17 protein-coding genes are annotated in these 20,754 nt (G+C 55.5%); 5 read left to right on the top strand and 12 right to left on the bottom strand.

What is annotated here, in order from left to right:
• Positions 1 to 100: 100 nt before the first annotated feature.
• The 4 genes from purF to nadE are packed head-to-tail and all read left to right on the top strand — an operon-like array spanning position 101 to position 7,443.
• Positions 101 to 1,510, top strand: coding sequence for an amidophosphoribosyltransferase (gene purF / locus H6A25_RS06800; RefSeq protein WP_204751214.1), 1,410 nt, complete (start codon positions 101 to 103; stop codon positions 1,508 to 1,510).
• Between the two features lie 23 nt (positions 1,511 to 1,533).
• The gene (locus H6A25_RS06795) at positions 1,534 to 2,613 is read left to right on the top strand and encodes a carbamoyl phosphate synthase small subunit (protein ID WP_204751213.1); all 1,080 of its coding nucleotides are present in this window, start codon (positions 1,534 to 1,536) and stop codon (positions 2,611 to 2,613) included.
• Positions 2,613 to 6,653, top strand: coding sequence for a carbamoyl-phosphate synthase large subunit (carB, locus tag H6A25_RS06790; protein WP_204751212.1), 4,041 nt, complete (start codon positions 2,613 to 2,615; stop codon positions 6,651 to 6,653). Before H6A25_RS06795 ends, carB begins: the two co-directional genes overlap by 1 nt.
• A gap of 58 nt (positions 6,654 to 6,711) precedes the next feature.
• Positions 6,712 to 7,443 (top strand): NAD(+) synthase, encoded by a 732-nt coding sequence (gene nadE, locus H6A25_RS06785; RefSeq protein ID WP_204751211.1) that lies wholly within the window; start codon positions 6,712 to 6,714, stop codon positions 7,441 to 7,443.
• A 54-nt stretch (positions 7,444 to 7,497) separates the two neighbouring features.
• On the opposite strand, the gene H6A25_RS06780 is transcribed toward nadE, so the two are convergent.
• The 12 genes from H6A25_RS06780 to H6A25_RS06725 form a co-directional block, all read right to left on the bottom strand.
• On the bottom strand, positions 7,498 to 8,610 hold the full coding sequence (locus H6A25_RS06780; protein ID WP_204751210.1) for a Coenzyme F420 hydrogenase/dehydrogenase, beta subunit C-terminal domain: 1,113 nt from the start codon (positions 8,608 to 8,610) through the stop codon (positions 7,498 to 7,500).
• Positions 8,611 to 8,613: 3 nt separating this feature from the next.
• On the bottom strand, positions 8,614 to 9,141 hold the full coding sequence (locus tag H6A25_RS06775) for a flavodoxin family protein (protein ID WP_204751209.1): 528 nt from the start codon (positions 9,139 to 9,141) through the stop codon (positions 8,614 to 8,616).
• Positions 9,142 to 9,333: 192 nt separating this feature from the next.
• Positions 9,334 to 10,452 carry a PepSY domain-containing protein gene (locus H6A25_RS06770; RefSeq protein WP_204751208.1) on the bottom strand — a complete coding sequence of 373 codons (1,119 nt, stop codon included), beginning with the start codon at positions 10,450 to 10,452 and terminating at the stop codon, positions 9,334 to 9,336.
• Between the two features lie 143 nt (positions 10,453 to 10,595).
• Positions 10,596 to 11,963 carry an MATE family efflux transporter gene (locus tag H6A25_RS06765; protein WP_243423272.1) on the bottom strand — a complete coding sequence of 456 codons (1,368 nt, stop codon included), beginning with the start codon at positions 11,961 to 11,963 and terminating at the stop codon, positions 10,596 to 10,598.
• Between the two features lie 78 nt (positions 11,964 to 12,041).
• Positions 12,042 to 12,494 (bottom strand): GNAT family N-acetyltransferase, encoded by a 453-nt coding sequence (locus tag H6A25_RS06760; RefSeq protein WP_204751207.1) that lies wholly within the window; start codon positions 12,492 to 12,494, stop codon positions 12,042 to 12,044.
• Positions 12,495 to 12,563: 69 nt separating this feature from the next.
• Complete coding sequence (locus H6A25_RS06755) at positions 12,564 to 13,322, bottom strand: hypothetical protein (protein WP_204751206.1); 759 nt, start codon at positions 13,320 to 13,322, stop codon at positions 12,564 to 12,566.
• A gap of 169 nt (positions 13,323 to 13,491) precedes the next feature.
• On the bottom strand, positions 13,492 to 14,886 hold the full coding sequence (locus H6A25_RS06750; protein ID WP_204751205.1) for an MATE family efflux transporter: 1,395 nt from the start codon (positions 14,884 to 14,886) through the stop codon (positions 13,492 to 13,494).
• Between the two features lie 118 nt (positions 14,887 to 15,004).
• Positions 15,005 to 15,727 (bottom strand): HAD family hydrolase, encoded by a 723-nt coding sequence (locus tag H6A25_RS06745; RefSeq protein ID WP_204751204.1) that lies wholly within the window; start codon positions 15,725 to 15,727, stop codon positions 15,005 to 15,007.
• 127 nt (positions 15,728 to 15,854) lie between these two features.
• Positions 15,855 to 16,823, bottom strand: a complete 969-nt coding sequence (locus H6A25_RS06740; RefSeq protein ID WP_204751203.1) for a DUF4097 family beta strand repeat-containing protein — start codon at positions 16,821 to 16,823, stop codon at positions 15,855 to 15,857.
• Positions 16,820 to 17,401 carry a DUF1700 domain-containing protein gene (locus tag H6A25_RS06735; protein WP_204751202.1) on the bottom strand — a complete coding sequence of 194 codons (582 nt, stop codon included), beginning with the start codon at positions 17,399 to 17,401 and terminating at the stop codon, positions 16,820 to 16,822. Before H6A25_RS06735 ends, H6A25_RS06740 begins: the two co-directional genes overlap by 4 nt.
• Complete coding sequence (locus H6A25_RS06730) at positions 17,388 to 17,717, bottom strand: PadR family transcriptional regulator (protein WP_204751201.1); 330 nt, start codon at positions 17,715 to 17,717, stop codon at positions 17,388 to 17,390. The genes H6A25_RS06735 and H6A25_RS06730 overlap by 14 nt, the downstream gene beginning before the upstream one ends.
• A gap of 126 nt (positions 17,718 to 17,843) precedes the next feature.
• Positions 17,844 to 18,977: an MGDG synthase family glycosyltransferase gene (locus H6A25_RS06725; RefSeq protein WP_204751200.1), complete on the bottom strand. Its 1,134-nt coding sequence runs from the start codon at positions 18,975 to 18,977 to the stop codon at positions 17,844 to 17,846.
• A 276-nt stretch (positions 18,978 to 19,253) separates the two neighbouring features.
• Here H6A25_RS06725 and murC point away from each other — a divergent pair, with 276 nt between their 5' ends.
• Positions 19,254 to 20,636, top strand: coding sequence for a UDP-N-acetylmuramate--L-alanine ligase (gene murC / locus H6A25_RS06720; RefSeq protein ID WP_204751199.1), 1,383 nt, complete (start codon positions 19,254 to 19,256; stop codon positions 20,634 to 20,636).
• Positions 20,637 to 20,754 lie beyond the last annotated feature (118 nt).

The raw sequence follows: 20,754 nt of genomic DNA, 5'->3' as shown, positions 1-20,754 counted from the left end.
GGGCCCCGGCACATTCCCGGGGCCCGGTGCCTGCCGGCCTTTTTCCCAAAGGGCCGGCTTTTCAAAGAGTCTGTTTATTCCAAATGATGGAGGATCACCAATGCTGGGAGACAAATTACACGAAGAATGCGGCGTATTTGGAGTGCACATCAACATCCAGGAAGCCGCCGGCATCACCTACAACGCCCTGTCGGCTTTGCAGCACCGGGGCCAGGAAGGCGCCGGTATTGCTGTGCTTTCCAAAAACGCCATTTTGTGCCACAAGGATATGGGGCTTGTCAGCGAAGTGTTCAACGGTGACACCCTGAAAAAGCTGCCCGCCTCGGGCATCGGCATCGGCCATGTGCGCTACTCCACCACCGGCGGCAACAGCTGCGCCAATGTACAGCCCGTGGTCACCGAATTTCTGCGGGGCCGCATTGCCATCGCCCACAACGGCAACATCGTCAACGCCGGTGAACTGAAAGAGCTCCTCTCCCAGTACGGCTGCGCCTTTTCCGCCACCTCGGACAGCGAGGTCATTTCGGCTCTGATCGCCTATGAGATCATCCGCAATGGCAATCTCCAGGTGGCCGTGACGGCAGCGGCCCGTCAGTTGCGAGGAGCTTTTTCTTTGATCGTCCTCTCCTCCGACGGTACAATGATCGCCGTGCGGGACGGCTGGGGTTTCCGTCCTCTGTGTCTGGGCCAAAATGACCATGGCCATGCCATTGCTTCGGAAAGCTGCGCTCTGGACAGCGCCGGCTTCCGCTTCATCCGGGACATCGAGCCGGGAGAAATGGTGGTCATCGACCCCAACGGCAACCTGACTGCCTGCGAGATACTGGAAAAAGACAACAAAGGTCTGTGCATTTTTGAATATGTGTACTTTGCCCGTCCCGACTCTGTGATCGATGGGCTCAGCGTCTACGAAGCCCGGTACAACATGGGCATCCAGCTGGCCCGGGAATATCCGGTGGAAGCCGATTTGGTGTGCGGCGTGCCCGACAGCGGTCTGGAGGCCGCCATGGGCTATTCCCAGGAAAGCGGCCTGCCCTATATTCCCTGCTTTGTGAAAAACCGGTATATTGGCCGCAGCTTCATTTTCCCCTCCCAGTCCCAGCGGGATGCGGCCGTGCGCCTGAAGCTCAATCCGGTGCGGGCCAACCTGGAAGGCAAACGCATTGTTCTTGTGGACGATTCCATCGTCCGGGGCACCACCAGCGCCAAGATCGTGCGGATGCTCAAGCAGGCCGGAGCCAAAGAAGTGCATATGCGCATTTCCGCCCCGCCCTTTACCCATTCCTGCCATTTTGGCACCGATATCGACAGTGAAGAAAATCTGATCGCAAACAAAATGTCCATCCCGGAGATCTGCCAGCACATCGGCGCCGACAGCCTGGGTTATATCAGCATCAAGGGGCTGAAAGAGGCCTGCCACACCAGCCGTGCCCGTTTCTGCACCGGCTGCTTCTCCGGAGAATATCCCATCGATGTGGGACAGGATCATCATAAAAACCAATTTGAATAATCGGAAAAGAAGGGAATTTATATATGGATCAAAAAGCCTATCTGGTGCTTCAGGATGGCACAGTGATGGAGGGCAAAGCCTTCGGCGCTGTGGCAAATACCTGCGGCGAAACCGTCTTCACCACCGGTATGACCGGCTATCTGGAGACACTTACCGATCCCAGCTACTACGGACAGATCGTGGTGCAAACCTTTCCCCTGGTGGGAAATTACGGGGTGATTCCCCCGGACTTTGAAAGCAGCAAGGTGCAGGTCAAGGGCTACATCGTGCGGGAATGGTGCCATGAGCCCTCCAATTTCCGCTGCCAGGGCGACCTGGATGCCTTTTTGCAGCAAAGCGGTATTCCCGGCATCTACGGCATCGACACCCGCCGGCTGACCAAACTGATCCGCCGCCAGGGCGTAATGAATGGCAAGATCACCCAGGACATCTCCGATCTTCCCGGCATTCTGGAAGAGCTGCGGGGCTACACCATCCAGAACGCAGTGGATCATGTCACCTGCCAGAGCCCCCGCACCGATTCCCCGGAAGAGCCCCGGTTCCGGGTGGTGCTCATGGACTTCGGCGCCAAAGAGAATATCCGCCGCAGCCTGGTGAAGAGAGGCTGCGAGGTGCTGACCCTTCCGGCTCACACTCCGGCCGGGGAAGTGCTTTCCTATTCTCCCGATGGCATCATGCTCTCCAATGGTCCTGGCGATCCGGCGGAAAACACCCAGATCATCCATGAGATCGGCAAGCTCTATCAATCGGGTGTGCCCATTTTCGGCATCTGCCTGGGCCATCAGCTGCTGGCCCTTTCCCAGGGCGGCAAAACCGTCAAGCTGAAATACGGCCACCGTGGTGCAAACCAGCCGGTGCGGGATATTGCCACCGGCCGGGTCTATATCACCAGCCAGAACCACGGCTATGCTGTGGACAGCGATGCCCTCCCCTCCCATGCTCAGGTGAGTATGGTCAACGCCAATGACGGCACCTGTGAAGGCATCGTCTATGAAAACGCTCCGGTGTTCACCGTTCAGTTCCATCCGGAAGCCTGCGGCGGCCCCCTGGATACTCAATTTCTCTTTGACCAATTTATCAAACGGATGGAGGAGATGCGATAATGCCCAGAAACCCGGATATCAAAAAAGTACTGGTCATCGGCTCGGGCCCCATTGTCATCGGCCAGGCCGCTGAGTTTGACTACGCCGGTACCCAGGCCTGCCGGGCCTTGAAAGAAGAAGGGCTGGAGGTCATGCTCATCAACTCCAACCCGGCCACCATCATGACCGACGGTGTTATGGCCGATGAGATCTACATCGAACCGCTGACCCTGGACACCGTCAAACGGATCATTGAAAAAGAAAAACCCGACAGCCTTCTGTCCACCCTGGGCGGACAAACCGGCCTGAACCTGTCCATGGAGCTGGCCAAAGACGGTTTCCTGGCAGAGCACAATGTAAAGCTGCTGGGCGCCAATCCGGAGACCATCGACAAGGCCGAAGACCGCCAGGTGTTCAAAGACACCATGGAGAGCATCGGTCAGCCGGTGATTCCTTCCAAAGTGGTCACCGACCTGACAGGGGCTTTGTCTTTTGCCAAGGAGATCGGCTATCCTGTCATCGTCCGTCCCGCCTTCACTCTGGGCGGCAGCGGCGGCGGCATCGCCCAAGATGAGGAAGAACTGCGTCACATCGCTGCCGCCGGCCTGCGCCTGTCCCCCATCACCCAGGTGCTCATCGAAAAATGCATCTCCGGATGGAAGGAAATCGAATTTGAGGTCATGCGTGACAGCAAGGGCAATGTAATCACCGTCTGCTCCATGGAAAACTTCGATCCTGTGGGCGTCCACACCGGCGACAGCATTGTTATCGCCCCGGCTGTGACCCTCTCGGACAAAGAATACCAGATGCTTCGTTCGGCGGCCCTCAGCATCATCACCGCCATGGGTATCGAAGGCGGCTGCAACTGCCAGTTTGCCCTGAATCCGGACAGCTTTGAATACGCCGTGATCGAGGTCAACCCCCGTGTGTCCCGTTCCTCCGCTCTGGCTTCCAAAGCCACCGGCTATCCCATCGCCAAGGTAGCCGCACTCATCGCCATCGGCTATACCCTGGACGAGATCACCAACGCCGTCACCGGCAAGACCTGCGCCTGCTTTGAACCCACCCTGGACTATGTGGCCGTCAAGCTGCCCAAGTGGCCCTTCGATAAATTCGTCTACGCCAAGCGTCTGCTGGGCACCCAGATGAAAGCCACCGGCGAAGTGATGGCCATTGCCCAGAATTTCGAAAGCGCCATCCACAAGGCGGTGCGGGGTGCAGAGATCGGCCTTTCCAGCCTGACCCTGCCCAAGCTGCAAAAGCTCACCGATGACGAGCTGCGGGCCCAGATCAGCGTGTGCGACGACGAGCGTCTGTTTGTCATTTATGAAGCCTTGAAGCGGGACTTCTCCCCCCAGGAGATCCACGACATCACCAAGATCGACCTGTGGTTTTTGCATAAACTCCAGAACATCGCCCGGTATGAAAACGCCATCTGCGGTGTTTCCCTCACCGAAGAACAGTACCGGGAAGGCAAGCGCCTGGGCTTCCCGGACAAAGTGCTGGAGAGCATTTCCGGCTCCAAACTGCCCTGTCATCTGTCCGCTTCCTTCAAGATGGTAGACACCTGCGGCGCTGAGTTTGATGCCGAAACCCCTTATTTCTACTCCTGCTACGATGAAGAAAACGAGGCGGCCGAGTTTATCGCAGAGCACCAGAGCGGCAAAGAGACGGTGATCGTCTTTGGCTCGGGCCCCATCCGCATCGGTCAGGGCATCGAGTTTGACTACGCTTCGGTTCACTGTGTCCGCTCGCTAAAAAAAGCCGGCTATGATGTGGTCATCGTCAACAACAACCCGGAAACGGTGTCCACCGACTTTGACACCGGTGACCGGCTGTATTTTGAGCCTCTCACCCCGGAAGATGTGATGAACATCATCGAAACCGAAAAACCGGTGGGCGTGGTAGTAGCCTTCGGCGGCCAGACCGCCATCAAGCTGACCAACTTCCTGGAGAGCCAGGGCGTGCGCATCCTGGGCACTCCGGCAGACAGCATCGACATGGCGGAAGACCGGGAGCGGTTCGACGCCCTGCTGGAAAAACTCCACATCAGCCGTCCCAAGGGCCTGACGGTGATGACCAAGGAAGAAGCGTTGGACGCTGCCCGCAGCCTGGGCTATCCGGTGCTCATGCGTCCCTCCTATGTGTTGGGCGGACAGAATATGATCATTGCTTTCAGCGACGATGATATCGAAGAATACATGGGAATCATCCTGTCTCACAAAATCGAAAACCCGGTGCTCATTGACAAATATCTCATGGGCATTGAGCTGGAAGTGGATGCCATCTGCGATGGAGAAGATGTACTCATCCCCGGTATCATGGAGCATGTGGAACGGGCCGGCGTGCACTCCGGCGACTCCATTGCCGTCTATCCGGCCTGGAACCTGAATGGCCTGCAGGTGGAAAAGATCATCTCCTATACCCGGGATCTGGCCCTGTCCATGAATACACGGGGACTGGTGAACATCCAGTATCTGATCCATGAAGGGGAGATCTATGTCATCGAGGTCAATCCCCGTTCCTCCCGCACCATCCCCTATATCAGCAAAGTCACCGGTGTTCCCATGGTGGACCTGGCTACCCGGGCCATGCTGGGTGAGAAACTCGGCGACATGGGCTACGGCACAGGCCTGTATCCCCCGCCCCCCTATGTGGCAGTGAAGGTTCCGGTATTCAGCTTTGAAAAACTCACCGATGTGGATGTACAGCTGGGGCCGGAAATGAAATCCACCGGCGAAGTGCTGGGCATTGGCAAGACTCTGGAAGAGGCTCTGTACAAAGGCCTGATCGGTGCCGGATACCGGATGGAGCGCACCGGCGGCGTGCTGCTGACCGTGTGCGACACCGACAAGCACGAAGTGGCCGCCCTGGCCCGGAAGTTTGCTTCCCTGGGCTTTGAGCTCTATGCCACCCAGGGTACTGCCCGGGTGCTGGAAGAGGCCGGTCTCTCCGCTCATGTGGTCAGCAAAATCCACGAGTCCGATGAAAACACTGCCACACTGCTGGAAAGCGGCCGGATCAGCTATATCCTCTCTACCTCCTCCAAGGGCCGCCTGCCCTGGCTGGACAGCGTGAAGATCCGCCGGAAGGCTGTGGAACTGGGTATTCCCTGCCTGACTTCCATGGACACTGCTTCTGCCCTGGCCGACAGTCTGCGCAGCCGTTACAGCCAGCACAGCACCGGCCTTGTGGATCTGAACCATATGCGCAAGGAGCGTGTCTCCCTCCGCTTCACCAAGATGCAGGGAGCCGGCAATGACTATATCTATTTCAACTGCTTTGACCAGCATGTGGAAAGTCCGGAAAGCCTGGCCGTGCTCCTTTCCGACCGGCATTTCGGCATTGGCGGCGACGGCGTGGTGCTCATCTGCCCCTCTCAGAAAGCCGATGCCCGGATGCGCATGTTCAACCTGGACGGCAGCGAGGGAAAAATGTGCGGCAACGCCATCCGCTGTGTGGGCAAATACCTGTATGAGCAGGGCATTGTCCAAAAGCAGGATATGACCATTGAAACCCTCAGCGGCATCCGCAGCCTGCATCTGTATGTGCAAAGCGGCTCGGTGGCTTCTGTGACGGTGGACATGGGCAAGGCCATTCTGAACCCGGATCAGATTCCGGTGAATCTGCCCGGCGCAGACGCTGTGGGCCGCACCATCACCGTGGGTGACAAGGAATATGAAGTGACCTGTCTTTCCATGGGCAATCCCCACTGCGTGGTCTTCTGCGACAACCTGGACAATCTCCCTCTCTCGGAGATCGGCCCGCTCTTTGAGCACCACCCCCTCTTCCCCCAGGGTGTCAACACCGAGTTTGTCCGTGTGCTGGACCGCACCACCATCCAGATGCGGGTGTGGGAACGGGGCAGCGGTGAAACCTTCTCCTGCGGTACCGGCGCCTGCGCTGCTGCGGTAGCCAGCGTGCTGCGGGGCCATTGCCTGGAAAACAAGGACATCAATGTCAAACTGCTGGGCGGTGAGCTGATGATCCGCTACACCCCTCAGGCGGTGTTTATGACCGGTAATGTCCAGAAGGTCTTTGAAGGAGTCATTGAGATCTGATAGAAAGCGGCCTACTCCGGCTGCGGCCGGAGTAGGCTTTGAAAAAGGACGGAGTCACATGAGAGATTACGCACAAGAACTAAAAAAGCGAGTGGCCTTTATCCAATTTGCCCTGAAAGATGCCCATTGCCAGGGTATCGTCTATGGCAACAGCGGCGGTAAGGACAGCGCCCTGGTGGGCATTCTGTGCAAGCTGGCCTGCGAAAATACGCTGGGTGTAGCCATGCCCTGTCACTCTTCCCGGAACTTCGGCGAAGATATGGAAGATGCCCTGGCGGTTGCCAAACAGTTCCAGATCGAAACTGTGACTGTGGATCTGACCCAGGTGCGCCAGACCCTTCTGGAACAGATCCAGGGCGTGGAACAGTTGACCCAGCCTTCTGTGGGCAACATTGCCCCCCGTTTGCGGATGACCACTTTGTATGCCATCGCCCAGAGCCGCGGCGCTTTGGTGGCGGGCACCGGCAACAAATGCGAACGCTATATGGGCTACTTCACCAAATGGGGTGACGGCGCCTGCGACTTCAACCCCATTTCCGACCTGACAGTCACTGAAATTTACGAATTTCTGGCCTATCTGAAAGCTCCGGAAAACATCATCAAAAAAGCCCCTTCGGCCGGTCTTTTTGAAGGCCAGACCGATGAGGACGAGATGGGCGTCACCTATGGGGAAATCGAGTCCTATATGGCCACCGGCTCCTGCGGCAACGATCACGATCAGATCATCCAGAGGGCCCACCGGGTCACCGAGCACAAACGGCGTATGCCCCTGATCTACACCGAAAATTAAAAAAGCAGCACAAAAGCCGCAGGAAATATCCTGCGGCTTTTCTTTTTCCCCTGTTTACTTTTCCTCTGGAAAGGCCCAGAAAAGAGCCTTTTCCAGCCCTTCTTCCTCCAGGATACGCCAAAATTCCTGGCGGTTTTCCGGCAGCTGTACCGGCCCTTGCAAGCGGCCTTGCTGGGACAAAGCCTCTTCTCCGGGCCTTTGTTCCAGCATCAGGTCTCCGGCGCATTCTTGCAGCAGCCGCCCTCCTTTGGGGGTAGAGACCAGAATCAGACTGACGCCCCGGCTATCATAAGCCCGGGGATCAAATTTTTCGATTCCCCAGTAATCGGCAATGGTCACATCAGTGCACCGATACGGCTGAGGATAGGGACAGTTTCCACAGCTAGGACGAATGATCGACCGGTTCTCAAAAAACATCTGATAAAACCGAGGGTCCTCCCCCCGCACCGGCATAGCACTGGTCTGGTACTGGAAAATCTTATTGCTTCCCACCCGGCTCCATCCCAAGGCTTTGGAACGGAAGGAGACCCATTCCAGCTTTCCGCCCCGTTCCTGCTCCAGCAGCTTTTTATAGGCTTCCCAGGCTCCGGGACTGGGGATGCCGTAGCAGATCACATCGCAGCACACCAGTTCTTCCTTTTCCCCCAACGCCCCCAGGCTGGCCCGCAGGCCGGCATTCTGACAGGGCGTGCCGGTGAAGAGCACCGGGCGTCCCTCCAGCAAATCGGCCTTGATCCGGGAAAAGGTATCCCCCAAACGGCTTTGCACATATTTGGATACCCGCATAGGGTCCCGCTCTTCCGGGGTCGCGGCCCGGGTGTGGCACACCTGAAGGTTTTCATCCAGCACCGCTCCATAGACCACTCCGCCCCGGCGGAGCATGGCGTCCGACAAAGCGGTAAATGCCCCGCCGGAGGTAGAAAGGGACAGCACCCGGGCATCCTTGTGCTTGGCCAGATAGAAAGCCGGCTCTGATCCCACACCCTTTCCCTGAGAAAAAGGGCAGATCTTCTGACACAGGCCACAGTCCCGGCACAGATCTTCCCGGATCACCGGATAAAGGAACCCTTCCTCATCGGGCTCCATCCCAATGGCCCCATAGGGACAGGCGTCCTTACAGGCACCGCATCCGCAGCACAGAGCTTTTTCTTTGTAGACCTGGTCCATTCTTTACAAACCCCTGGCCAGCTGGCGTACCTTCTCCAGATCGGCGTTTTGGGCCATATCTCCCTTCTGCTTCATACCAGGGATGGTGATAATACCCTTGTCCTCCCATTTCAAATAGGCACAGATGGCTTTATACTGACTGATGGCTGCATCGTATACCCCAGGAGAAGCAGAATCCAGCAGCAATGCCGCCTGATTGTGATGGAAGCCCTTTTTGCCCCGGGCATACAGCCGGTCGATAAAGCATTTCAGCTGGGCACTCACATCGAACCAATAAATAGGAGAAGCCAGCACCAGCAGGTCGGCTTTATCCACCATCTCCAGCAGCTGGGCCATGTCGTCTTTCTGGACGCACTGTCCATCGTGACTGAAGCAATACTGACATCCCAGGCAAGGGGCGATCTTCTTTCCGCTCAGGCTGATCAGCTCCGCCTGATGGCCATTTTTCGCCGCTTCCTCCCGGAAAGTCTCTGCCATGATATCGGTATTGCCCCCTCTGCGCGGGCTTCCGCTGACGATCAAAATGTTCATATCCACTTCCATCCTTTCCTTTGTTTGATTTTAGGATACACCCGGAATAAACTGCTGTCAACAAAGGTCCAACCCACCTCCAAAGCATTTCTTTGCCCTGGTTCATCCAACTGCTTGGGAGCGGGACAGAAGCATCCCCCCATAGAAAAAACCGCCGGGAAACCCGGCGGTTTTCTTGACAATACGCTTTGATTATTCTTCGTGGATCAGGCCACCCAAAGGCTGGCCGGTATAGGCATCGATATACACCTCATAGCTCCCTGGTGTTTCATCTTCATGGAGAAAGATCACACTCCACACGGCCCGGGTCAAATGGGTCTCCGGATCGTAGGTGTAACCGCCTTCTTTGGGAGTAAAGATGAAGTTGGGCTCCACAATGGCGTAGTCGGCCGCCTGGAACACCGTACCGGAAATGCCGCCCTCTGCAAGGCTTTCTTCCGCGGTCTTCACCGCTTCTTCCTGAGAAATGGGAGTTTGATCGCTTCCCACCTGGATGAGCATCAAGTCCAGACAATCGGCAGAGACCATCTCTCCATCTTCTGCAGAAATGACCACCTGCACCGTCTGGCCCTGGGAACGCAGTTTAGGCAGATTCTTCAGCCGGGCCACCCGCTGATAGGTGACCACCCACTGGCCCTCTTCCTCTGTGACGCTGCTCATCTCATAACCGGTGGGGAAAGGCAGGCCCCACTGATAGTAGGCATTGGCCCGCTCCACTGCTTCTGTTGCCGTTTCGATGGGAGCATTGGCTTCCGAATCGGCAGTATAGAACCGGCTGACCCGGGTGACGCTCTCATCCTTGCTGCGGTAGGTCACATTGCCCATGGGGGTCTCCACCACCCGCAGATCCCAGCCGCGCTCCGGATCACTGGTGGTATACACATCCATATCGGCCACATCGGGTTCCTGGAAAAGCCCCTGCTCCAATGCGCTTTCATAGGTGATATGGGTCTGCTCTCCATTGGCATCCAGAAAAGGTGTGCCGTCTGCGTTGGTCTTACGGCCAAAACACTTCACCTGAAACTCGATATTTCCCAAAATCAGCTTGGTCCGTTCTTTCAGCTGCTCATCGGTCATGGGCTCATCCACAGCCGTGACCCACTTCAGACTGTCGGCCTGCTCGGCCAGATCGGGATCCAGCATCTCCGCCAGGCGGCTTTTCTCCTGGCTCATGCCATAGGCATAGCAAAAATAACAGGCGCCGCTCCATACCGCCAGAGACACCAATACGATCACCAGCACCCGAAGCCATTTTTTCTTCTTTGGCAATGCGGGCTGACCGGCGGGGTTCTTTTTCTTTTTCTGAGACATTCTTACACTCCTTAAGGATCTGTCCGTTGTTTTCAAACGCTCCTCCCAGAGAGGACATATATATTCAGTATACCACAGTCTCTCTCAAAAAGAAATGAGCAATTTTCCCCGAAAAGACAGCCTGTGAAGTGGTTTTCCTTGATTTATGTGCGCGCCACAATGGATTTGTTCTTCCACCTTCCAGACAAATAGTAAAGGCCGGATACGACCATACCCACCAGCCAACCCACTACATAACAATAGAACAGGTTGTCCCGGCCAAAGTGATCCGCCAGGAAATACGCAGCCGGAATACGCACCAGCCACAGAGAGATCAGGGTAGAGATCATGGGCACAATGGTCTCACCGGCTCCCCGCATCACTGCATTCAGAATGAACATAAAGGAAAACACCACATAAAAAGGCATGATCCGGTTCAGATAGGCGCAGCCTGCCAAAATCACCTGAGCATCCTGGGAAAACAGCCGCATGCACACCGGCCCCAGAGGCACCAGGAAAATGGCCACCACCGCATTGACCGCACAGGACATGGCCACAGTATACCACATACCCCGGTTGACCCGTTCCATCTTGCCGGCCCCGATATTCTGTCCCACATAGGTAGTCACAGCAATGGCAAAGCTCTGCACCGGCATAAATCCAAAGGTATCCAGTTTGTTGGCCCCCTGGAATCCGGCGATAAATGCGGTATCATAGCGGTTGATCAGTGTTTGCAGCACCATGATCCCCACGGAAAACAGCGCCTGCTGAATGCCGGAGGGAATGCCCAGCTTCATGGCTCTCCCAAAAAGATGCCGGTCAAAATCCCAGTGGAACGGGCGGATCCGTATCTCCTTGTAATGCTTGTTGATATAAAAAATTCCAAACAACCAGGAACAGAACTGGGCAATAATGGTGGCAAGGGCCACACCCATTACCCCCCAGGAGAACACAATGACAAACACCAGATCCAGTACGATGTTGATCACACAGGCAATGGACAAAAACAGCAGCGTGGTACGGCTGTTGCCCAGTCCCTGCAAAATGCCGGCATTCACATTGTATCCCAAATTGCCCACAACTCCGGCAAAGACCACCATCACATAGGTGTGGGCCATGTCATAGGCATCTTCCGGCACATTCATCATGCGCAGCAGCGGCCCTGCCAGCAAAATTCCCACAATGGTCAGCGGCACCGCTCCCACCAAAATGGCATTGTAGATGGTGGCCACGGTTTTACGCAGGCTTTCTTTGTCTCCCGCCCCATAAAACTGAGAGATCATAACGGTGGCGCCGGTGCCCAAGCCCATAAACAACGACACCAGCATAAAAATCACCGGAAAGCCGGTTCCCACGGCGGCCAAGGCGGCATCTCCCACAAAGTTGCCCACCACAATGCTGTCCACCATATTATAAAGCTGCTGAAGCACATTTCCAAACAGCAGCGGCAAGGCAAACAGACAGATGAGTTTGGCCGGGTTGCCCTGGGTCATATCGGTGGCCACCCTTTTTTTCTTCACTTCCCCTGTCAACGCACATCCTCTCCTTTCTCTTTTTCCCACACTTTTCTGTTTTAGAAAAAGCCGCCCCACCAGGGCGGCTTTTGTGCCTTATCGGCTTTCTGCCGGCGGGTCGATCACCATCTGACGGTAGTCCAGTGGCTCAAAACCCTTACGGGCATAAAGCCGGGCCGCCCCGCCGTTATCCGGCGTCACTTCCAAACGGAACCGGGCCGCATGGGGAAATTGTTTCCGAACAAAATCCAGCGCTTCGGTGCCCAGACCACATCCACGGAAGTTTTCATGGAGAAACAGCTCTTCAATGAGCACCACCATGCCCCCCACTTCCGAAGAATAGGTGAAAGACAGAATCATATATCCTGCTGTCTGGCCATCTTTTTCGATGATATACCCTTTGATGTAGGGGCTGCCCTGAAGCATCTCCTGAAAATTCTTGTGGTAAATCTCCCTGGGAATGGGATGCAGTACAGCATTGCTGCTGTAAAACTCCTGGCCCATGTCCAAATACCGTTTTTCATCCCGGGCTGTCATCTCGCGGATCAAATTATCCTCTCCTTTGAAAATCATTACAAGTGACAGTATACCAGCTTCTCACGCAAAAAGCAAAGCCCCTTACTCCTCCTGCTCCGGCAGGAACAACTTTCCTCCCAGCTGCCGCCATACCCCGGCTCCCACCAAAAAACTGCAGGAAAAAAGCAGAATGGTCCAGCAGACCCTTCTCCCTTCTTCCTGTCCGGGCGAAACCGGCTCCACCGGCGTGCTTTCCTGAGCTTCCGGAGATTCTTCCTCCTGGGGCCGGGAAATTTGCTGATAATTTTCCTCCCGGCTGCTCCATTCCAGCTTTTTTCCGGCGTATTCTCCCAAATCTCCATCCTGCTGCGCCAGCTGCTGGAGAAGCTGCTCCTCATCCGGTGTGGAAAACTCCAGATGCAGAAGCAATGTGGTGCGCAGATACTCTTCTTCCTCCTCATCCAGAAGCATCTGATACAGGCGCTCATCGGTCTCTTCTCCACCGGTCTGCATCTCCCGCAGCTGAATCACCATGGCCCGAAAAGGAATTGAACGGCTTTTGTCCAGAATAATGGACAAAAGATCTTCGTCTCCATATTCCTCCAACCGGTCAATCATCGCTGCCATCCAGGGAGTGAGCACATCTTCCTCTTCGCTGTGGGGGCTGTCTGCCACAATCTGATATGCTCGCTCCATGTCGTCCAAAAGCTCCTGCGGGGTCAGGGCCATCAGCAGTTCATACGCCTGATCAAAATCCATTTCCCCTTCTTCCATCAGAAGATCGGAAGGGGCGGCCCACCCATGGATCCCCAAACACATCACCAGCAATATTCCACAGCAAAAAAGTTTTTTTCCTTTCATATTGGCTCCCATCCGTATCCAATCAGCCTTTTGCGTCTTTGTCTTTTATCTTACTCAAAAAGAAAAGGGGCCGTCAAGCAAAGAGGCTGTTTGTTCAAAAGAAGTTCTCATTTTCCCCTCAAAAAAGCCGCCAGGCTTTGCGGCCCGGCGGCTTTTGACAAACCATTCCTTATTTTTCAGCCAGAAGCTGCTGCTCCTTTTTGTATTTTTCCAAGGCCCGGCGGCGCCAGGGACTGAACTTGTAAAAAAGGCTCATAAAGGTAGCACCCACGCACCAACCGATCACCATGCTGTAATACAAAGCATCGGCGCTGTGGAACAAAGAAACCAGCCAATACATCAGCGGGATACGGATCAGACAGAGACAGATCATGGAATTGATCATGGGGATGATGGTATTTCCCGACCCACGCATCACACCGGTAAGCAGATCACTGACAGCGATGACCCAATAAAAGGGGCAGAGAATGCGGAGAAGGTGCATTCCTTCGGTCAGCAGTTCCGGTTCCGGGGTAAAAAGCATCAGGGGATACTTTCCAAAGAAAAACAGCAGCACGGAAAGTCCGCCGGTGATGGACACCGTCAGCAACAGACCCTGGCGGCAGCCTTTTTCCACCCGGGGGATATCTCCTGCGCCGATGTTCTGTCCGGTAAATGTGGTCATGGCCAGCCCCAGGCTCATCAGGGGCATAACACAGAAGGCATCCACTTTCATGGTGACCACATAGGCTGCCATTACATATTGGCCAAAGGAATTGATCATGCTCTGCACCAGCATCATTCCTGCCGAAAAAGCTGTCTGCTGGATGCCCGAAGGCAGACCCAGACGCACCATCCGTCCCAGCATATGCAAATCGGGGTGAATAAAATCCCGGGACAGGCGGGTGTATTCCTCCATGTGGTGCAGCCGCCAGCCGCTGAAAAACACCGAAAGGGTCTGGGCGATCACCGTGGCCCAGGCCACACCGGCGACGCCCCAGCCGCAGACGATGACGAAAAACAAGTCCAGAATGATATTGATGATGCTGGCGATGCCCAAAGCTACCAGAGGCGTGCGGCTGTCTCCCAAAGCCCGGAGAATGGAAGCCACCATGTTATAAAACATCATCGGTGTGACGCCGCAGAAAATCACCCGCAAATAGCTCACCGCCATGGGATACACCTTTTCGGGAACCTGCAAAGCCTGGAGGATCACTGGGGCCAAAGGCAGGCCAATGGCTGTGACCAAAAGTCCCAAAGTCAGCGTGAGCAGCATGGCGGTGTTTACCGCCCGCTGGATATTGCCGAATACCTTCCCTCCGAAAAACTGGGAGATCAGAATACCGGCGCCCAGACTCATCCCCAAAAACAATCCCACCAGCAGCTGGATGACCGGACCACTGGTACCCACGGCGGCCAGGGCCTCGCTTCCCACAAAATTTCCCACCACAGCGGCATCCACCGTGTTGTATAGCTGCTGAAGCAAATTTCCCAAAAGCAGCGGCAGCGCAAAACGCAAAATCTGTTTCCAGGGCGTTCCCTGGGTCATATCCACCGCTGTACTTCCAACTCTTCCTCTTTTCATATTTTCCGCCTTCTGGCGGATTCCCCCCTTCCTGTTGTTCCCCCTTTGGAAACAGTATAGCAGAAAGGGTACGCCGGGGATATCTGCCATCTTCCATAGATTTCATCGGAAAATTTTATCAAAATGTGCCAGAAACCTCCGATGGAACAAAAATCTGTTCCACCAGCCCACGCAAGGTATCACTGTGATAGTCGGCATCGCAGTCCGCTTCCTTGTGCACCAACGCCGCAGGAATGCCGCAGTTCCGGGCTCCCTGAATATCGGCTACCGGATTGTCCCCCACCATCAGGCACCGGGCGCCCTTTCCGGCCTGCTCCAAAGCCAAGCGGAAAATCTCTGGCCGTGGCTTATCCCAGCCCACCTGCCCGGAAACCACCATGCCGTCCAGCCAGGGAGTGAGACCCAGCACGGCTGTAATTTCCTCCAGCTCCGGATAGTTGTTGGAAAGCAGCACATTCCGGCAGCCTTCTTTGCGGCAATATTCCAGCGCCCAAAAGGTGTCTTCAAACAAATGGTATTTTTCCGGCCGGAGGATCTCGCCCCGCACCCGTGCGGCCGCATTCCAGGCAATCTCTGTTTTCACCCCGGCCTGTTCATAGGCCCGGGCAAACTGCTTTTCCATATAGCTCCACCACTCTGTCCCCTGCAAGCGGCGGTAATTTTCCTCCGGCTGGTCCCATGGATAACAGGCACGGGTCAGAGGGCGCAGCTGATCAAAACCGATACCGGTCCCCGGATCGGCCTGTTTCAACGCATCACAGATGGAATTGGTCCACAAGTGGCGGGAGTGAGCCAGAGTGCCGTCAAAATCCCAAAAAATCACATCAAATCGCTGGGGCATCTCAAAGCCCCTCCTTTCCAGCATAAGGACAAATATCCGCTTCAGTATACCATGCCGCCTTTTCCTTCGCAACCGGGCGCTCCCATGGAAAAAGCGCGGGGAAGATCCCCGCGCTTTCAAACTATATTCAATCGTCAAATTCCAGGTTGATCAAACCGGTCTGGCTTTTCAAATGAACGGTATTATGGCCCTGTCCCCCCGATGCACTGCCCGGGTTTCCATTCACCGCCACAAGACCCTGGGAAGAACAGGTATAGGCGTAGTCCTGCTCATATCCATCCACATCCACATTGATGACGCCGCTCTGGCTTGTCACTTCCAGCTGCCCCAGCAAAGCTCCTTCCACCGATATGGCGCCGCTGACCGTGTTCACCCTGGCTGTACCGATGTTTTCTTCCTCCAGGGAAATGGCTCCCGACTGGGTCTCCAGCAGCAAAGCGGTACACATTTCCACATCCACACTCATGGAAGCAGTCTTGGTCTGCACCGTGATGCTGGTGGCCAGGATGTCATCCTCCAGCTGGAGAGATACTGCCCCGCTGTCGCTCTGGATATCGATTTCTTCCATGGCGCTGTTTCGCGGCATGGTGATGACCACTTTGTGTCCGCCCATCTGGGTCAGATCCTTTTGCTGTTTCACCGTCAGTTCCATGTTTTCCAAAGTATAGGACAGGGCATCCATCGTCTCCTCTCCATAGCAGGCAATGGCAAACCCGTCTCCCTCCTTCACTTCCACCGGCAGCTGGCGCACTTCCACTTTGAGCGAGCCAAACCCCTCCAGCTGCCGGCGGGTCACTTCATCTTCCCCCATCAGGTTCCAATCGTCGTCCCCATCGGGAATGCGGCTGATAAAATCCCCTTTGCCCAGATCATCCAAGGCATCCAGCATTTCGTCCAGCCCATCCAGAAATCCATGGCTGGTATTGCTTCCCTGGGCAAAGCGGATCCCCCAGGGGCTGATCTCCAAAGAGGCGCCCGGCCGCTTCAACTGCAGGCTGGTCCGGCCGCCCATGGCCGCTCCGGCCGCCGCCATGGCCGCTCCTACCACTCCCACGCCCACACAAAGGAGTACAAAATTGCGAAAGCCCTTTTTCATTGCCGAACCCTCCTTCGATTCACAAAGTCACTGGCCCAGTCGGTGATTTTCCGGAAACAGAAAACACCAAACCGAACAAAGAGAGCCACGAACAACACACCAAATGCCAGCAGAACCAGACCGCTTCCCAGAAAATAGAGCACAGTGCCGCTTCCCAATCCACCGGCAAACAGGGCTGCTCCCATGCTGACTCCGCCCATCATCACCACAACTACGGCGGCCAGCAACAGTCCGCCTACACACAGCAGTGCAGCCAAAGCCATACAGCACACCACCAGCACCCCGGCGGCCATCAGCGGCAGCGCAATGGGAGCGGCACAGATCATGGCAATGGCCGAAATCAACCCGCGGCTCCTTCTCGGCGCCCCCGCCGGTTCCTGGGCCGGTGCAAAACCGCCGCCCAGCACTTCCCGTGCCACCTGCTCCGGGCTCCCCAGCTGGTGCAGCACCTCCTGCTCCCGTTCCGGTCCGGCGTCTTCAAAATACTCGGTATAGTAATTCATCACATCCCTCCGGTCCTCCGGAGGCATATCCTGGATCAATGTGCGCAATGTGGTGAGAAATTCATCCTTCGTCATTCTCCTGTCCCTCCTTGAGCAAAATCGTATCCACCCGGCTCTTATACAGACACCACTGCTGCCGGTATTCTTCCAGCCTCTCCACGCCTTGGGGGGTGACCCGGTAATAGCGCCGGTTCCGTCCCTGATAGGGCTGGTCATATGTGTCCAGGCATCCGTCCTTCTGCAAACGGCGAAGCACCGGATACAAAGCGGTTTCCGACACTTCGATCACCTGGCGCACCTGCTGGGTCAGCACATAACCATACGCGTCCCCCCGGGAGAGCACCGCCAGCACACAGGCGTCCAGCAGCGCGGCCCCCAGCTGAAATGTCATGGAATCACCTGCTTTCTATTTTGTTGCCAATATTATATAACGAATAATATATTTTGTCAACAAACATTTTCCACATAGCAGCAAAAAACCGCCGGATCTTCCGGCGGTTTTTTATCTATGGCTTTGTCATACGGGATTGCCGGGCAGCTGTAATGTGGTGATAAACTGGCAGATGTCCTCCAGGGCATGGGGCTTGGCCACCGTTTCAATGGCCCGGCGCATCTCCTCCCGGCGGCGGGGAATGCTGAGAAGCAGATTGACCGCTTCATCCAGGGGGAATGTTTTGGTGGCGCTGACCGCCAACCCGCAGTTGAGAAGAAATTCCAGGTTCCTCTCTTCGTGGCCGGCGATGGGATTGACCACCACCATGGGCAGCTTTTTGGCCAGAGCTTCGCTTACCGTCAGGCCACCGGGCTTGCTCACCAGAATATCAGCGGCATCCATCATTTCCTGTACATTGTCCACAAATCCATAAACATGGAGATGTTCAAACCCATGCTCCTGCCGGTATTTTTCAAACTGTTTCTGCTGTTTTTTGTTTTTGCCGCAGACGATGAGCAGCTGGAAGGAATGACGGAGATAGAGCAGCCGCTCCACTTCGCTGGCCGCCAGGCCATAACCCAGGCCGCCTCCCATCATCAGCACCACATCTCCCTCCGGCAAAAGCCCCAGCTTCTTCCGGGCCTCTTCTTTGGAAAGGCTTTCATTGAACTTGGGATGCACCGGGATGCCCAAAGGCTTGATCCGCCGTTCGGAGATCCCCCGCTTGATTCCACGGTAGGTGAGCACTTCGCTGGCCGTCACCACATAGTCCACACAGGACACCGTTTCCCAGTAGGGATGGATGGTATAATCGGTGACAATGCCCACGATACGGGCCCGGGTCTTTCCCCGCATTTTCAACTCATTGGCCAGCTGGGCGGCGAACACATGGGTGCACACAATCACATCGGGATCGTAATCCTCCACCAAACGGGCCAGTTTATAGGAACACAGCCGATTGACCAGACTGAAGATATTCCGCTGATCCACCTCCACGCCGCCTTCCAGATAATCGTAAACCAGCCGATAGATATCAGGAGCCACCTTGGTATAAATGGCGGTACTTTTGTCCAGCGTCTCGGAAATAAAGCTGTTGATATATTTATATACATCAATGGTATGTGCGCCGCCTCCCATCTGGCGCAGACGGGCCTCGATAGCCATGGCTGTGGCCGTATGTCCCCAGCCGGTGGATACCGTCAAAATCAAGGTTTTCATGGCTTTCCCCTCTCTCCCTTCCATTCCCATTCATTATAGCATTTCCCCATTTTTTTGTATAGCCGATGGGTAAGATTTTACTTTTCCACCACCTGTGTGAAAATTTCTATTTATATTCCATGGAAAATGCTATATAATAAAGTGAGGTTTTAAGGCCAGACTCTCTCTTGCGACAAAAAAGAACTATTCCAGCCTTTTTTGTCAGGGTTTCTGCCTTTTCATTTTCTTTTTAAAATACCCCATCCCTGCCAGGCAGGGTGAATAGGATGAGAACATATGAACTATCAGCACCTGAAACAACTGATCGAAGAGCACAAAGTCATTCATCTCTGCGGCATCGGCGGCGTCTCCATGCGGGCTCTGGCCCGCCTTCTCCAGCAGATGGGCGCCACCGTTCAGGGCAGCGACCGGGATCATTCCCCCGCCGTGGCCATGCTCCGCCGCCAGGATATCACCGTCTACATCGGCCACAGCGCTCAACAGCTGGGGAATGCCGCTTTGGTCATCCGTACCGCCGCCGTCCCCGATACCAACCCGGAAATCGAAGAAGCCCGCCGCCGGGGCCTCCCTGTTCTGGAGCGTGCCCAGGCCTGGGGCCTTCTGATGCAAGGCTACAACCATGCCCTCTGTGTGGCCGGTACCCATGGTAAAACTTCCACCACCTCCATGCTCACCGAAGTGCTCCTTTGCGCTCACATGGATCCTACCGTCATGGTAGGCGGCGAGCTGCCCATGATCGGCGGCAGCCTGCGCATTGGCGCCAAGGATCTGTTTGTGGCCGAAGCCTGTGAATACCGCAACTCCTTTCTGAGTTTTCTTCCCACCATCGCCATTTTGCTCAACATCGAACGGGACCATCTGGACTTTTTCAGCAGCACCGATGACATCATCCACAGCTTCCACCGCTTTGCCTGTCTGGTGCCGGAAAAGGAAGGTCTGGTGGTGGCCAACGGTGAAGATCCCCATGTGGAGAAAGCTGTGGCCGGCGTGAATCGGCGGATCATCCGCTTTGGTCTGGAAAAAGGCTGGGATGTGTATCCCCAGAATGTGGAATCAAATCTGGGATATTACTCCTTTGATATCATCTGCTTCGGCGAATTTTACTGCCGGGCTACCCTTCAGGTGCCTGGAGAGCACAATATGAAAAACGCTCTGGCCGCCGCTGCGGCCTGCCACGCTCTGGGAGTTCCCGGCAAGGCCTTTGCCGCCGGTCTGGGTGGCTATACCGGTGTAGGCCGGCGCTTTGAGCGGAAAGGCACCTTCCAGGGCGCTGTAATCTACGACGATTACGCCCACCATCCGGACGAAATTATCGCTACATTGAAAACCGCCAAAAGCATGGGCTACGATCGGGTGATCTGCGTATTCCAGCCCCATACCTATTCCCGCACCCAATCCTTGTTTGATGAATTTGCCCAGGCTCTCTCCTATGCGGATATTGCCGTTCTCACCGAGATCTACGCCGCCCGGGAGACCAATGTGAACCACATTTCTTCCAAGAGCCTGGTGGACCGGATTCCCGGTGCTGTTTTTGCCCCCACCCTTCCGGAAGCCGCGGAGTTTATCCGCCGGCAGGCCCGTCCCGGAGATCTGATCTTCACCATGGGGGCCGGAGATATCTACAAGCTCTACGATCTGCTTGCCTCCAATCATGTTTGATTGTTCAAATATTATTTAAAAAAAGTGTATGCTCTCTTTACATTTTCCCATTAGAATAAAAACTGTGATCAGGGCAAAGAGAATTGAAACCCCCGCGGGATCCCCCCTCCCGCTTCAT

Origin of the sequence: Intestinimonas butyriciproducens, from assembly GCF_016901775.1 — a bacterium.
GTDB lineage: Bacteria > Bacillota > Clostridia > Oscillospirales > Butyricicoccaceae > Pseudobutyricicoccus.
This window is presented reverse-complemented; position numbering and strand designations above follow the sequence as displayed.

Bases quoted from the DNA above. Each gene is read 5' to 3' on its own strand.
- purF (WP_204751214.1), top strand. From the start codon at position 101: ATGCTGGGAGACAAATTACACGAAGAATGCGGCGTATTTGGAGTGCAC.
- H6A25_RS06795 (WP_204751213.1), top strand. From the start codon at position 1,534: ATGGATCAAAAAGCCTATCTGGTGCTTCAGGATGGCACAGTGATGGAG.
- carB (WP_204751212.1), top strand. From the start codon at position 2,613: ATGCCCAGAAACCCGGATATCAAAAAAGTACTGGTCATCGGCTCGGGC.
- nadE (WP_204751211.1), top strand. From the start codon at position 6,712: ATGAGAGATTACGCACAAGAACTAAAAAAGCGAGTGGCCTTTATCCAA.
- H6A25_RS06780 (WP_204751210.1), bottom strand. From the start codon at position 8,610: ATGGACCAGGTCTACAAAGAAAAAGCTCTGTGCTGCGGATGCGGTGCC.
- H6A25_RS06775 (WP_204751209.1), bottom strand. From the start codon at position 9,141: ATGAACATTTTGATCGTCAGCGGAAGCCCGCGCAGAGGGGGCAATACC.
- H6A25_RS06770 (WP_204751208.1), bottom strand. From the start codon at position 10,452: ATGTCTCAGAAAAAGAAAAAGAACCCCGCCGGTCAGCCCGCATTGCCA.
- H6A25_RS06755 (WP_204751206.1), bottom strand. From the start codon at position 13,322: ATGAAAGGAAAAAAACTTTTTTGCTGTGGAATATTGCTGGTGATGTGT.
- H6A25_RS06750 (WP_204751205.1), bottom strand. From the start codon at position 14,886: ATGAAAAGAGGAAGAGTTGGAAGTACAGCGGTGGATATGACCCAGGGA.
- H6A25_RS06745 (WP_204751204.1), bottom strand. From the start codon at position 15,727: ATGCCCCAGCGATTTGATGTGATTTTTTGGGATTTTGACGGCACTCTG.
- H6A25_RS06740 (WP_204751203.1), bottom strand. From the start codon at position 16,823: ATGAAAAAGGGCTTTCGCAATTTTGTACTCCTTTGTGTGGGCGTGGGA.
- H6A25_RS06735 (WP_204751202.1), bottom strand. From the start codon at position 17,401: ATGACGAAGGATGAATTTCTCACCACATTGCGCACATTGATCCAGGAT.
- H6A25_RS06730 (WP_204751201.1), bottom strand. From the start codon at position 17,717: ATGACATTTCAGCTGGGGGCCGCGCTGCTGGACGCCTGTGTGCTGGCG.
- H6A25_RS06725 (WP_204751200.1), bottom strand. From the start codon at position 18,977: ATGAAAACCTTGATTTTGACGGTATCCACCGGCTGGGGACATACGGCC.
- murC (WP_204751199.1), top strand. From the start codon at position 19,254: ATGAACTATCAGCACCTGAAACAACTGATCGAAGAGCACAAAGTCATT.